The sequence below is a fragment of the Streptomyces sp. NBC_01296 genome, assembly GCF_035984415.1.
In the GTDB taxonomy this organism is placed as follows: Bacteria; Actinomycetota; Actinomycetes; order Streptomycetales; family Streptomycetaceae; genus Streptomyces.
In genome coordinates this window covers 8,320,418-8,332,129 of sequence record NZ_CP130720.1, presented here as the reverse complement: position 1 = coordinate 8,332,129, position 11,712 = coordinate 8,320,418, and the positions used below count along the sequence as shown (strand labels likewise).

The following is an 11,712-nucleotide window of genomic DNA, read 5'->3' as shown; positions in this document are numbered from 1 at the left end:
GACTGGGGGCCCATCGGGTGTGTCCGTTCACCCGCTCTGGTTACTGCGGCGCCCGGCAGCGGCCACCAGGTCGAGGAAACCGCCCCGGCCCAGTGACCCGCGGCGGGTCCACATCGGCGGCCGGTGCCCGTCGTTCTCCAGACCGCGCCATGTCTCACGAGACACGCGCCCAGTGGTCATCCAGCCCCGAGTCCGCTCTTCCTCAATCCGCCCGGGCACGTGGTCGTCGTCGGCCCTCCCCAACTCGACGTCCCCATGGGGCGCTTGCGACGGTCGACGGGGAGGTGAGCCCCAGCGCACGGTTGTCCTTGCCGGCCTGCATGTGGTTGAGCCAGCGTTCGTACCAGCTGAGAAAGTCCCTCGCCGAGGAGACATTCGGAGGCCGGAATCCGTCCGCGTTGCCGGTGACCACGCGGCCGGCAAGGGGACCGGTGACTGCGATGAGGCACAGATCGCTGCAGCCCATCTCGACGATGTGCAGGAACAGGTCGCCTTCCAGCGCGTCCGGGTGGCTCACGTGTGTGAATCCTCGCGGGCTGCCATCCGGTGGCTTCCGGTTCATGGTGAACAGCAGCCTGCACTCCTCCAGCGGCAGGAGCCCGTAGAAGGGGCCGGCACCACTGCCCCCGAGTTCGGTGAGGAACTCTCGGTAGGCCACCGGTCGATGCGGGCACAGCCTGCGAGGCTGTGCGGGTGACTGAGACGACCCCATACGACGCCGACCGTGCCCGATTCACCCGCCAAGCGCTGGCACGCCTGGTCCTCTGCGATCACGCCGTGGACGTCGCCGATGGCGCCGCGGGTCTGGTCGCCACCGAGAACGACCCTGACGCCGGTCCCGGGGGCCGGGTCAGCCAGGCATTCCAGGGGTGCTACTCATTGGCAGAGCCATGACCAGACCCGAGCTGACGGGACGCTTGTCGTTGACAAGAATGAGCCGGTTCCCGGCCCAGGTGTCGAGCCGGTCGCATGCCCAAGCGGGGTCATACGCTGCCGTTGGCAGCTGGGGTATGCGCTTTCGACCGGTGTCGTCGAGCCGGTAGGGAACACCGAAGGCCGTGTTCCAACCGTCCAGGCTCGCGGCAAAACGCCCTTCCGCTTCTGCTGAACCGATACCCAGGTACTGGGCGATCTCCGTCCAGGAGCCCTGCCCTGCGGGGAAGCGCCCTGGCCCACCACCCTCTCGAACTGGATGCCGTGACCGCGCAGTACCCGCTGACGCAGTGTCGGTGAGATGGTGCCTCGCCGAGCGGCGCCAGCTGATCGGCGACGTGCTCGGCGAGGCTGCGGGATCCGTTTAGGCGGGCAGGAAGAACCCGGTGATGTCGGCGAGCCGGCCGTCGCGGTGGAGCGCGGTGCTCACGCCCGCCATGGCCGGTTCGCCCTGCTCGCCGAGCTGGGTCCACCGTGCGAGCGACCGGTCGTGGTGCTCGAGTACTTCGTCGATGCGGAACCGGTGACCCGGGAAGGCTCCGGCGAACCCGGCCATGTACGCGGCCAGCTCGGTCCGCCCGCCGACCTCCGTGCCCGGGTCCCGGTACGCGACGTCGTCGACCGCGACCGCGCCGAGTGCGGCGAGCCGCTCGCCGGGATCGGCCGACCAGCACGCGGCATAGTTCTCCCAGAGCTGCTGTGAGTCACTCATCGCTGTCCCTCTTTCTTGGGGCCGATCGACGCCATCGCGCCGTCGGTGATCGTGTGCAGTTTCGTGAGGGGCGTGCCGGCCCGGACCAGCACCAGCAGGCCCTGATAGAGCGCCAGCAGGTGGGCTGCCGAGACCTCGACGTCCAGATCTGCGGACAGCAGGCCCAGGGCACGGGCGCGCGTCAGGGCATCGGCGAAGCCCGACTCGATCGTCTCCAGCCCTCGGCGGACCGCATCGGCGGCCTGGGTGACGGTGAAGGACTCCACGGCGGTGTTGGTGAGCAGACAGCCCGGATCGGGACCGGGGCCGGTCTCGAACGCCGAAGTGAAGAACGACCGGATGCCCGCCACGGGGTCTGCCGGCTCCAGGAGGTGCTCCCGGACCCGACCCCGGACAACCTGATCGTTGTAGGCGTCCAGGGCGGCGCGGAACAAGCCGTCCTTGCTTTCGAAGTTCCGGTACAGGCTGCCCGGGTGCAGCCCGGTCGCCGCCTCGATGTCCCGCAGCGAGGAGCCGACGTAGCCCTGGCGCCGGAACAGCCGCATGGCAGAAGCCAGGACCTCTGCCTGGTCCCAGAGCTGTCTGCGCCCCACGAGCACCTCCATAGTTGAACGATTGCTCACAAAAAATAGCACGCGCGACAGCCCAGCTCAACGATCACCAGCGGCCGAACGAACCGGGCGGCAACCCTCTCGAAAAGTCGCACGCCATACGGGAACCGGGTCAGCGCCGGGGCTCTACTTCCTGGCCACCCAGCGGCCCTGGCACGAGCAAGGCGGCGGCTCACTCCCGGTGATGTAGTTCGGCTGTTCTCAGCCCGGGCCTCCGCATGCTGCTCCTACGGTGGCGGGATGGACTACATCCCCAGGCAGGCGCCCCGCGCACTGCCCTTCGAGGCCGCCGACATCGTGCTGCGCTACAGCTTCGAGCACCCCGCGCTCCCCTACGAGTTCGAGGACACCCTCGAAGTGTGGTCAGTGGGGATCCTGCAGTACCACGGCGAGGACGGCTGCCCGGAGTGCCCGCCCGGCCAGAGCCCTTGCCGCTTCGAGGACGGGACCCCGATCGGCGGCATGGAGTTCGTCAAGGTTCGCGGGTTCACCCGGGATCCCGGGTGGGAGGCGGCGGACGCCCACACCGGTGACATCGAGAAGATCGTCTCGGTCTGCACCGACCCCGCCTATGCGATGACGCCGGGACTTCACTGGTCACCCGCGTTCGAGGGGCGCATCGAATGCCCGGTCGGAGACCTCCTGATCATGGACCGGGTACGGATCGAACCGCAGTGGCGCGGCTACGGGATCGGCGCCCTCGCCGCCGCCGAAGCCATCCGCCGCCTCGCCCCCGGATGCTGCGCGGTCGCCTGTGAGCCGGCACCCACCGACGGCGAGTTCGAGGACGACGAGCCCGGATACAAGGCCGCCCAGACCAAGATCGCAAAGGTGTGGGAGTCCGTCGGGTTCACGGAGTTCAGCAACGGGATCTACCTCCTCGACACCGCCCTCCAACACCCCATCGACTGCCGCACCAGCTGGCAGAGGCACTTCGGACGACGGTAGAACGCCGTGTGCCGACAAGGAAGCCGCCCGGCCCCGACCCCGGCGGAGCTTCGTCGCTGTCCACTCCGCGCCGTACCGGCACAGCGCATACGGCGCCGGCGGCAACCACTGCGCCGGATCCTTGTCACCCCTGAAACGGTTCGTGGCCGCCGTCACCGCCACCAGCGAAGCGGGCCGGACCTGGTCGTTGGCGTACGCCTCACACCTCTGCACGGTCCACGAACTGGCACCAACCGGCGGGGAGCGCCATTGCAATCTTGCGATATTCCGTGACGCCGGCAAGACCTCGATCGCAGGGATGCAGGACACCTACAAGAATGCCCGGCTGACCCACCTGTCGATCCACGCCTCGCGGCCGAACCAGGTCGAGATCCACTTATCGATCGTGCATCCGAGTCGATGTTCACGCACGCAAAGCTCGACGCGCTCCCGGCCCGCAGTGCCGACCGCGTGCCGCACCTCCGACTCGCTGCCTAACGACCAGAATTCCCGGCCGTGTGTACTAGGATCCGCCGCTAGCATCACTCGATCGACCGTTGCTCACCCAATCGATAGGAGGCCCGATGATCGGCGTGCTCGTGACATTCACGCAGACCGACAAGTTCGATCGTTCATCTATCGCAAAGATTGCCGACGAACTCCGAGGACCGTTCGAAGGCATGGCCGGCCTTCGCTTCAAGAGCTTCATGCTCGGCGAAGACGGCGTTCAGGCGAAGAACTTCTACGCGTGGGACGACGAGGAGAAAGCCCGCGCCTTCTTCACGCCGGAGCTCGTCGAGAAGGTGACGGGGGTTTATGGGGCCCCGCCCAAAATCGAATACCTCGATATCGTGGGGTTCGTCGACAACTCTGGCACCTGATTCTCAAGGAGGCTGTCGCACAAACCCCTGTCGTCCGGGTCGTTTTGGACCATCGGGGAATGCCACAGAACTTCCTCACATGCGATCGAGCAGCTCCACCTCGAGCCCTTCTACGGCGCCGATCGTTGCGCCGGGCACGGCCGAGCTGCCCACGAGCCGAAGATGATGCTCACCCTGCTCGCCTACTCCCACTGCATCGGCGAGCGAAGCTCGCGCGGGATCGAGCGCCACTGCCGAGAGAACGTCACCCTCCGGGCGATCTGCGCAGACCAGGCCCCCGACCACACGACGATTGCCGGCTTCCGGGTCCGCCACCAGGAGGCCCTCGCCGACCTCTTCGGCCAGGTGCTCGGCCTCTGTGCCGAGGCTGGCCTGGTCGAGGTGGCGGTGCTCGCCGTCGACGGCTCGAAGTTCGAGGCCTCGGCCACCAACCAGACCAACCGAAGCTACGAGCAGATCGCAAGGGAGATCCTCGCCGAGGCGGCCGGATCGACGCCGCCGAAGACGAGCTCTACGGCGATGCCCGCGGCGGCGAGCTGCCCGAACAGCTGACCACCCGGGAGGGCCGCCGCCGGGCCTGGTTTCGGGCGGCGAAGGGGCAGGCTCGAGCAAGAGCGAGCCGCCAAGGAGGAGCCCGTTCCGAAGGATCGCCACAAGCGCCTCGAGCTCTGCCGCGAGCGCACCGGCTCAGCGACCTCGCGGAGCCCTAAAGGGCACCCGCCTGAACGGGATCCCGGTATTCCGGGTGCTCTGAATCATCGGCCGGGGCGGCGCCGCGCAGCGCCGCCTCGACCCGGCGGTTGCTGGTCATGGTCGCCGTGACGGCGGTCATGGCGAGGAGGAGGCCGGCAGCGGTGTAGAGCGGGGTGCGTACGTCGTAGGTGGTGGCCAGCCAGCCGCCGAGGAAGGCGCCGAACGGGGCGGCGCACATGCCGAGCATGCGGGAGGTGGCGGCGACCCGGCCCATCAGGTGGGCGGGGACGATCGACTGTCGGAGGGAGGGGGCGAGCACCATCGTGGCGCCCATGCCCGCTCCGCAGACGGCGAGCGCGAGGCCGGCGACGTACGGGTTCGGGGCGGCGGCAAGGCCCAGGATGGCGAGTCCCTCGACTGCAGCCGTGCAGGTCAGCGCGGTGCCGGTGCCGAGTCGTCGGCCGAGGAACGAGGCGATGCCCGCGCCGAGCAGGCCGCCGGTGGCCTCCGCCGTGAGGAGCAGGCCGAAGCCGAAGGTGTCGATGCCGAGACGATCGTGCGCGAAGAGGGCGAGTACGGTCTCCACGGCGAGGAAGGCGATGTTCCCGACCGCCGGACGCAGCGCGAGCCCGAGCAGCAACTGATCCCGGAATACGTACGAGGCGCCGGCCCGCGCCTGCCGCAGCAGCGACTCGCGGGCCTGCGGTACGGGCCGGGGCGCGGCAGGCAGCGACCGTACGAGCAGTGCGGAGAGCGCGAACGACACGGCGTCGGCGAGCAGCGGAACCGCCCGCCCGAGCGCGAGCAGGGCGCTGCCTGCAGGCGGACCCGCGAAGCCGGACGCGGCGGTCTGGGTGCCGCGCAGGCGGGAGTTGGCGCGCTCCAGGAGCGCGGGGTCGCGGCCGAGCAGATCCGGCAGATAGGCCGTGGCGGCCGTGTCGAAGAAGAGTCCGCCGAGGCCGAGCAGGAAGGCGACGGCCGCGAGCAGTGGGATGCTCAGCACGTCGAGCGCGGCTGCTGCCGCCGGTATCGCGAGCAGCGCCGCACGCGCCGCGTCCGTGACCCACATCGTGCGCCGACGGTCCCAGCGGTCCACCAGCGCACCGCCGAGCACGCCGAACAGCAGCCACGGCAGCGTTCCGGCGGCCGTGACGACGGCGAGCGCCATCGGATCCCGCGTCAGCGTCAGCGCGAGAAGGGGCAGTGCGGCATGCGTTACCCCGTCACCGAGCGAGGAGATCGTCTGCGCGGTCCACAGCCGCCCGAACCCGGTCGGCAGCTTCCGTACGTCTGAGGTCACTGGGCGTCTCCTTCGTTCTGCTTGCGCGATGCCGGGTGGAACAGCGCGAAGACGAGTGACGCGTCCGGCAGCGACGCATCGGACAGCTCCCGGTACTCGTCCGCCAGTGCCTGCAGCCGCGCCCCCAGTTCCGCGAACTGCTCGTCGGTGAGCCGCAGATGCGCCATCCGTACGTGCCGCTCGCTTTCCGCGGGCGCTGCTTCAAGATCCGCCACCGCGTGCCGCATGAGCACATCCGGCCCGCCTTCGCCCGGATCCGGCAGCTCAATGGACCGTGCGGCCATCGCGTAGTACCGCTCGGTGACCCCCCGGACCTTCCGCGTTCGCACCACCTTCACCAGGCCGGCCCGCTCCAGCAGCCGTACGTGGTAGCTGGAACTCCCCTTCGCCAGGCCCACTCGCTCGGCGATCTGCGTAATCGTCGCGGGCTCGAAGCGGAGCACGGCCATGATCCGGTGACGCGTGAGATTGGAGACGGCGCGCAGCTGCTCGTCAGTGGTGACGTGGAACGTCTCGGGAAGTTCATCAGTGGGCATGTCTCCAATGGTCAACGATTCTTGACCATTGGGCAAGGGGATTTCGTTCGCGGTTCCGGAATCGGCCGTTCAGCACGGCCGGCGGCGGCTACTCGGCCGGATCGTCGTCTCCGACCACGATCTCGTCGTACGGGCTCGGCCACTGACCGAGCGTCAGCTCGCAGCCAGCCGTCCCACTCGGCGCCACCGCACCCTGCGCGGGGATCACCTGCTTGCGGGTGGTCGCACTCGCCTTGGAGGCGCAGGCGGATCCGGTGCGACGGCGCGGGCCCGTATCGGATGCCCGGCAAGCCGACTTCCTGCCTTCCGCGGCAGCGGGGTTGGGTGCGTGCCGGGCGGCTTCAGCCCGGCACGCACTGGCTCCCCCAGACGGGCCGCAACTACCCCTTCGCGGGCAACCGGCCCCAACCCGCGTTCAGCGGTGGCGGCGGCCCGGCGAGTCACGGCGCGAAGCGGCGGTCTCCGGTCAGCGACCAGACGGCCGCGATGCGGCCGTCGGCGATCGCCAGCAGGTCGATGCCGCTCTTGGTGACGGGATCGCCAGAGCCGTCGGTGTACGTGGCGGTCCAGCGGGCGGCCACTTCCGCACGGGCGCCGTCGACCACCGGCGGACCGTCGACCGCGTACGTGAGCCCCAGGCGTTCCTGGCGGTGGGCACCGATGAACGCGGTCAGGTCCGGGCGGTCGAGCGTGGCGTCGGGGCCGGTGCCGGGGGCTGTGTTGGCGAACCGGAGCCGGAAGTCGGGCGCGATGAGTTCCTCGGCGAGGGGAAGGTCGCCGTTCCAGAGCCGCGTCCATCCGTCCAGCAGTGCGGTGCCCTGTGCCCGGGTCAGTGGGTCCGTTCCGGTCGAGGTGCTGGTCGGCGCGGCGGTCGGAGCGGCGGCGGCGGTGGGCATGCGCGTCATGGGGAAGTGCCTTCCTGTTGTCGGTCGGGCACCAGCCTCTACGCCTCGGGCGACAACCCCCTGTCGGACTTTACGAGTTCGTCAAGGCCGACGAACTCCCAGCCCAGCGTGTCGAGCTCGGCGAGGTCGAGTACGCGCGGCGGGACGGTCTCGGCCAGTGTCTCGACGTGCTGGATGCGGTCCAGCCGGAAGCCGCGTACCGCGGAGCGCAGCCGGCACCAGCCGATGAGGTACCAGTGGTCGCCGCCGAGGAAGCCGTGGGGTTCCACGCAGCGGTCGGTGGCGGCGCCTTGCGCGTCGGAGTAGGACAGGCGCAGGACCCGGCGCATCGAGAGCGCCTCGCGCAGTGCTTGGGGCACGGCGGCGGGTTGCCGGGCGGGCGCGGCGAGTCGGACCCGGCCGGCCAGTTCGTCCGCGCCGTGCCGCTCGCGCTGCGGCATGACGGCGAGGACTTTCTGCAGGGCGGATCGGGCGTCCCGGGCGAAGGGCGTGCCGGCCAGGGCGTGCAGGGCCACCGCGAGCGCAGTCGCCTCCGCCGAGGTGATCGTCAGCGGCGGGAGGGTCTGGTCCTTGGCGAGCACGTAGCCTCCGGTGCGGCCGGTCTCGGCGTAGAGGGGGACTCCTGCCTGCTGCAGGGCGGCGAGGTCGCGCTCGATGGTCCGGGTGCTGACCTCGAACCGGCCCGCGAGCCAGCGTGCGCTGCGCGGCCGGGGGGACGCTGCTCGCAGTTCTTCCACCAGGGCGTACAGACGATCGGTTCGGTTCACAGGGACCGACCGTAACCCAGTCCCCCGGCACGTTGATCGCACTCGTTGAATGTGGCCGTGACCGCGCTTCCGTGATGACTACGGCTGGACGGCGCCAGGCCGCCGCAGTGGTGCCGCTCGAACCTGTACGCCTCCCCCGGGCCGACCTGCGGCACCCCGTGACGGACCACTCACGGCTCCGGGCGCGGTCAGCCGGCGCTCGGAGGCCCCGAACTCCCCGGCCGCGAGGGCGGCCGGCCTTCGGCGTCTGTCTCGGCGGTCCAGCCGGACAACCGGTCCGTCCCCCTAGGCGTCGTCGACGGCCGGCGCCGGCTCGGGGAAGTCGGCGTGCCGGCAGCGCCGGTTCACCACCGCGGACCGGCCCACCCGGGCGATCCGCCCCACCTTCGCCGGCAGCACCCGGTCCTGGCCCAGGACGACCGGGGCGAGGGCGGCAAGCGGGGAGCACGGGATCATGTCGCTGAGGCCGTCGCCGTCGACGTCGTGCCGTCGCTCGGCGCTGGCGACCCGCGCCGGCTCCGTGGCGCGGCCGGGCAGGACGACGCTCGGGTACTGGCGGTCGCTGCCCAGTGCGGCCGCGGAGACCGAATCCGCCGCCGGGCCGGCCGCAGGCCGGGCGGTGGCGGAGCCGGGTATGCGGTGCTGCTCGGCTGCGCTGCTCGGGGCGGCGGCCAAGGCGCCTGCAGCCAGGGCGAGTACGCCGCCGGCGGCCAGGGCACGTAATCGTCCGCGGTGCGATGAAGCCAAGATCCCCCCTGAGGATCGAGCCGGGCCAGCCCGGACACGTCTTGCTGTGTGCTCGGAGACAGGCATTCGTGCTTGGCGGTTCCCCCTTCCGTCCGTGCAACGTGTCGCGCCTCTGACAACGCCTCAGGAAGCCCTGCGCCGACCCCTGGCGGCTGACCCGCTCCTGGCGCTCCCCGTCGACCCTCACCGCAGGACACCCTCGCGCGGTGATGCCGGACCCGATGATGTAATGATCCTTATGGGAAGCAGCTCATTACATACAGGGGGAATCGTGTCCGAGGACAGGCTCACCGGCTGGGTAAAGCAGTGGATCGACGGCTGGACCGTCTCACGCGGCGCGGCCGACCCGGTCGAGGAACCGTGGGGGTGGACCATCGCCGTGGGGCTGCCGAAGGAAGTCGCCCGGCACGTGGTGCCCGTGCCCGCGGAAGCCGACGTCCGCAAACTGGCCGCCACCGCCCCGCAGGGCACCTGGCTCAAGCTCTTCGCCCCGGACGAGGTGGTGCGACCCTGGGCTGGGGACGAGTGGAAGACGGACATCGCCGGCTTCCTGATGACCCTCCCGCTCGCCCCGGCGCCGGCCGGGCCTCCGCCGGCCGGCTACACCGTGACGACGTGGACGCGGGGTTGGGTGATCAAGGCCCTGATCCGCGCCGGGGACGGGCGGCTGGCCGCGAGGGGACAGGTGGGCCTGGCCGACCGCACCGCGGTGGTGGACCAGATCGAGACCGCCCCGGACCAGCGGCGCCGGGGCCTGGGCGCCCTGGTGATGCGTACGCTGCAGGACGCCGCGTGGGAGGCGGGGGCACGGGACGGGGTACTGGTGGCCACGCCCGACGGCAGGGCCCTGTACGAGGCTCTGGGCTGGACCCTCCGCTCCCCAATGGCCAGCCTGACCCGCCGGGCGGACTGACGGCAAGCGGGGGTGGCCGGCGTCGGCCGGAGCGAGGCGGCGGAGATCGCGACCCTGACCGACGACCCGGACGGCACGTACGGCTGCTGCAGACGGCGCTCCTCGAGCACGAGGCAGCGTAAACCTGCGTAGTCACCAGCGGAAGCGCAAGGTGCACCTCCAGCGCGACGAGGACGGGCGGATCGTTCGGGGCCCGCAGCGAGGGTGACGACGAGGACCAGGAAGACGGCGCCGACGCCGCGGCCGAGTCGGCCCCGCTCCACTTCTCCGCCCCGCGCGACGCCCCCACCGTCGCGTCGTTCCTGCACTCCGGTGGCGGGCGCAGAACGGGATCACCGGCCTGTACGCCGTCCGTACCGCACCGAGACCGAGGTCGGCGCCACCAAGGACGTCCCCTCGGGCGGTGGGTGCGCCAGCAGCGCAAGGCTCTGCGGGCCCGGGCTCAGCTGCTCGCCGGCCTGACGGGACACGCCCCACGCGAACACCGACGACGCAAGACCGCCGCGAAGCAGGCCCCGAAAGCAACGTCGGACACGGCGCAGGGGCCGAGGCACCGGCCCGCCAGAAGATCCTTCACACCCTTGCGTCGACCGCTTCCACCAGCGTGACCATGACCTCGACCGCCTCGTCGTCGGTGAGCCCTTGCTCCCGACACAGAGAGCGCCACGTCGAGAACGCAGCGGCATGCCCGATCACCGCCCGCCGGACCGGGGCGTCGGCCTCAGGCCAGGCACCGGCCAGTGCCTCGACGTACTTTCGGCTCGTCTCCTCTCGAGCCTCGCGGACCTGCTTGGGTACGGCGTGCTGGTCGCGGATGACGAGCGTCAGCATCTGCTCACCCGCGCGATAGAAGCGGTAGAGGTCGGCGAGCCCGGCCGTCAGCCGCTCGACGGGGCTCGCGAACGCACTCCACCTTTCGGGCCGAGGCAGCTTCTGCCGCGACAGCCAGTGTCCCGAACACGCCTCGAACAAGGCGTTCTCATCCGGAAAATGCCGGTACACGGTCAGCCGAGTGACGCCCGCACGCTCGGCGATCGCTGCGATGCTCGTCGACGCCGGCCCGGCGGTGCCGTGCAGATGCACGGCGGCTTCGATGATGCGCTGCCGCGTCCGGCCCACATCCTCGGCACGTTTGCGCATCTCATAGCCACGCGGTGTCGTCGAACGCTGCTGATCACTCAATTCTTGACGTCCTGGCGTATGCGGCGGAGACTTTTTAAGAGAACACCAGTGTATCTCCAAATCCTGTCGAGGAGTGATCGCCATGACAGAGCCGCTGGCCCCTCCGCTCACCATCGTTCGCCCCGGCGAGGGCTCCGAGGGCTTCCTCGGCTCGATCGGGGTCGCCTTCAAGCTGTGGGGAGAAGACACCGACGGCGCAGTCTCCGTCGTTGAGCATCCCTTCCCGGTCGGGGCCTTGGTGCCGCCGCACCTGCACACCCGCGAGGACGAGTACTCGATCGTCACCGAAGGCGAGATCGGGTTCCGTTCCGGTGACCGTGAAACCGTTCTGGGTGCCGGCGGCTACATCACCAAGCCGCGCGGGGAGCTGCACACGATGTGGAACGCCGGGCCCGTCCCCGCCCGAATGATCGAGATCATCAGTCCGGCCGGATTCGAGCACTTCTTCCGCGAGCTGGCCGAGATGCTCGCCGACGGACAGCCGCCGGCCGAGGACGCGATACCGGAGCTCGCCGCCAAGTACGGGCTCGTGCTCGGGCGGCCCGCCTGGCTGCCCGACGTCATCTCCAGGTTCGGCCTGACGCCCCCGCCCGACCTCTGACTGA

15 protein-coding genes and 1 pseudogene are annotated in these 11,712 nt (G+C 70.3%); 5 read left to right on the top strand and 11 right to left on the bottom strand.

Annotated features, from left to right (window positions below):
• Window positions 1-27: 27 nt before the first annotated feature.
• From OG299_RS37910 to OG299_RS37895, 4 genes are all read right to left on the bottom strand, one after another.
• Window positions 28-165, bottom strand: a complete 138-nt coding sequence (locus tag OG299_RS37910; RefSeq protein WP_327364069.1) for a hypothetical protein — start codon at window positions 163-165, stop codon at window positions 28-30.
• Between the two features lie 37 nt (window positions 166-202).
• The gene (locus OG299_RS37905) at window positions 203-658 is read right to left on the bottom strand and encodes a hypothetical protein (RefSeq protein ID WP_327364068.1); all 456 of its coding nucleotides are present in this window, start codon (window positions 656-658) and stop codon (window positions 203-205) included.
• A gap of 639 nt (window positions 659-1,297) precedes the next feature.
• On the bottom strand, window positions 1,298-1,645 hold the full coding sequence (locus OG299_RS37900; RefSeq protein WP_327364067.1) for a nuclear transport factor 2 family protein: 348 nt from the start codon (window positions 1,643-1,645) through the stop codon (window positions 1,298-1,300).
• Window positions 1,642-2,238: a TetR/AcrR family transcriptional regulator gene (locus OG299_RS37895; RefSeq protein WP_266633191.1), complete on the bottom strand. Its 597-nt coding sequence runs from the start codon at window positions 2,236-2,238 to the stop codon at window positions 1,642-1,644. Before OG299_RS37895 ends, OG299_RS37900 begins: the two co-directional genes overlap by 4 nt.
• A 258-nt stretch (window positions 2,239-2,496) precedes the next feature.
• Between OG299_RS37895 and OG299_RS37890 the strand changes: the two genes are divergently transcribed.
• Window positions 2,497-3,204 carry a hypothetical protein gene (locus tag OG299_RS37890; RefSeq protein ID WP_327364697.1) on the top strand — a complete coding sequence of 236 codons (708 nt, stop codon included), beginning with the start codon at window positions 2,497-2,499 and terminating at the stop codon, window positions 3,202-3,204.
• A 42-nt stretch (window positions 3,205-3,246) separates the two neighbouring features.
• Here the strand turns inward: OG299_RS37890 and OG299_RS37885 are convergent.
• Window positions 3,247-3,435, bottom strand: a pseudogene (locus tag OG299_RS37885) (HNH endonuclease); the annotation flags it as partial.
• Between the two features lie 332 nt (window positions 3,436-3,767).
• Here OG299_RS37885 and OG299_RS37880 point away from each other — a divergent pair.
• Together OG299_RS37880 and OG299_RS37875 are read left to right on the top strand one after the other, a co-directional pair.
• Entirely contained in the window at window positions 3,768-4,064 is a 297-nt protein-coding gene (locus OG299_RS37880) for a hypothetical protein (RefSeq protein ID WP_327364066.1), read from the top strand.
• Between the two features lie 12 nt (window positions 4,065-4,076).
• Window positions 4,077-4,616, top strand: a complete 540-nt coding sequence (locus OG299_RS37875; RefSeq protein ID WP_327364673.1) for a transposase — start codon at window positions 4,077-4,079, stop codon at window positions 4,614-4,616.
• 154 nt (window positions 4,617-4,770) lie between these two features.
• Here the strand turns inward: OG299_RS37875 and OG299_RS37870 are convergent, their stop codons facing one another.
• From OG299_RS37870 to OG299_RS37850, 5 genes are all read right to left on the bottom strand, one after another.
• On the bottom strand, window positions 4,771-6,057 hold the full coding sequence (locus OG299_RS37870; protein ID WP_327364065.1) for an MFS transporter: 1,287 nt from the start codon (window positions 6,055-6,057) through the stop codon (window positions 4,771-4,773).
• On the bottom strand, window positions 6,054-6,593 hold the full coding sequence (locus tag OG299_RS37865; RefSeq protein WP_327364064.1) for an ArsR/SmtB family transcription factor: 540 nt from the start codon (window positions 6,591-6,593) through the stop codon (window positions 6,054-6,056). Before OG299_RS37865 ends, OG299_RS37870 begins: the two co-directional genes overlap by 4 nt.
• A 440-nt stretch (window positions 6,594-7,033) precedes the next feature.
• Window positions 7,034-7,498: a nuclear transport factor 2 family protein gene (locus tag OG299_RS37860; protein ID WP_327364063.1), complete on the bottom strand. Its 465-nt coding sequence runs from the start codon at window positions 7,496-7,498 to the stop codon at window positions 7,034-7,036.
• 38 nt (window positions 7,499-7,536) lie between these two features.
• Window positions 7,537-8,265 carry a helix-turn-helix transcriptional regulator gene (locus OG299_RS37855; protein ID WP_266633181.1) on the bottom strand — a complete coding sequence of 243 codons (729 nt, stop codon included), beginning with the start codon at window positions 8,263-8,265 and terminating at the stop codon, window positions 7,537-7,539.
• 285 nt (window positions 8,266-8,550) lie between these two features.
• Window positions 8,551-9,012 (bottom strand): hypothetical protein, encoded by a 462-nt coding sequence (locus OG299_RS37850; RefSeq protein WP_327364062.1) that lies wholly within the window; start codon window positions 9,010-9,012, stop codon window positions 8,551-8,553.
• Between the two features lie 271 nt (window positions 9,013-9,283).
• Between OG299_RS37850 and OG299_RS37845 the strand changes: the two genes are divergently transcribed.
• Window positions 9,284-9,925 (top strand): GNAT family N-acetyltransferase, encoded by a 642-nt coding sequence (locus OG299_RS37845; RefSeq protein ID WP_327364061.1) that lies wholly within the window; start codon window positions 9,284-9,286, stop codon window positions 9,923-9,925.
• 573 nt (window positions 9,926-10,498) lie between these two features.
• On the opposite strand, the gene OG299_RS37835 is transcribed toward OG299_RS37845, so the two are convergent.
• Complete coding sequence (locus OG299_RS37835; RefSeq protein WP_327364060.1) at window positions 10,499-11,107, bottom strand: TetR/AcrR family transcriptional regulator; 609 nt, start codon at window positions 11,105-11,107, stop codon at window positions 10,499-10,501.
• Between the two features lie 82 nt (window positions 11,108-11,189).
• Between OG299_RS37835 and OG299_RS37830 the strand changes: the two genes are divergently transcribed.
• A complete protein-coding gene (locus tag OG299_RS37830; protein WP_327364059.1) occupies window positions 11,190-11,708 on the top strand; it encodes a cupin domain-containing protein in 519 nt (172 codons plus the stop codon).
• The last annotated feature ends 4 nt before the right edge of the window (window positions 11,709-11,712 follow it).

Coding starts and splice junctions, on each gene's coding strand:
- OG299_RS37865 (WP_327364064.1), bottom strand. CDS start 6,593: ATGCCCACTGATGAACTTCCCGAGACGTTCCACGTCACCACTGACGAG.
- OG299_RS37860 (WP_327364063.1), bottom strand. CDS start 7,498: ATGACGCGCATGCCCACCGCCGCCGCCGCTCCGACCGCCGCGCCGACC.
- OG299_RS37900 (WP_327364067.1), bottom strand. CDS start 1,645: ATGAGTGACTCACAGCAGCTCTGGGAGAACTATGCCGCGTGCTGGTCG.
- OG299_RS37890 (WP_327364697.1), top strand. CDS start 2,497: ATGGACTACATCCCCAGGCAGGCGCCCCGCGCACTGCCCTTCGAGGCC.
- OG299_RS37830 (WP_327364059.1), top strand. CDS start 11,190: ATGACAGAGCCGCTGGCCCCTCCGCTCACCATCGTTCGCCCCGGCGAG.
- OG299_RS37880 (WP_327364066.1), top strand. CDS start 3,768: ATGATCGGCGTGCTCGTGACATTCACGCAGACCGACAAGTTCGATCGT.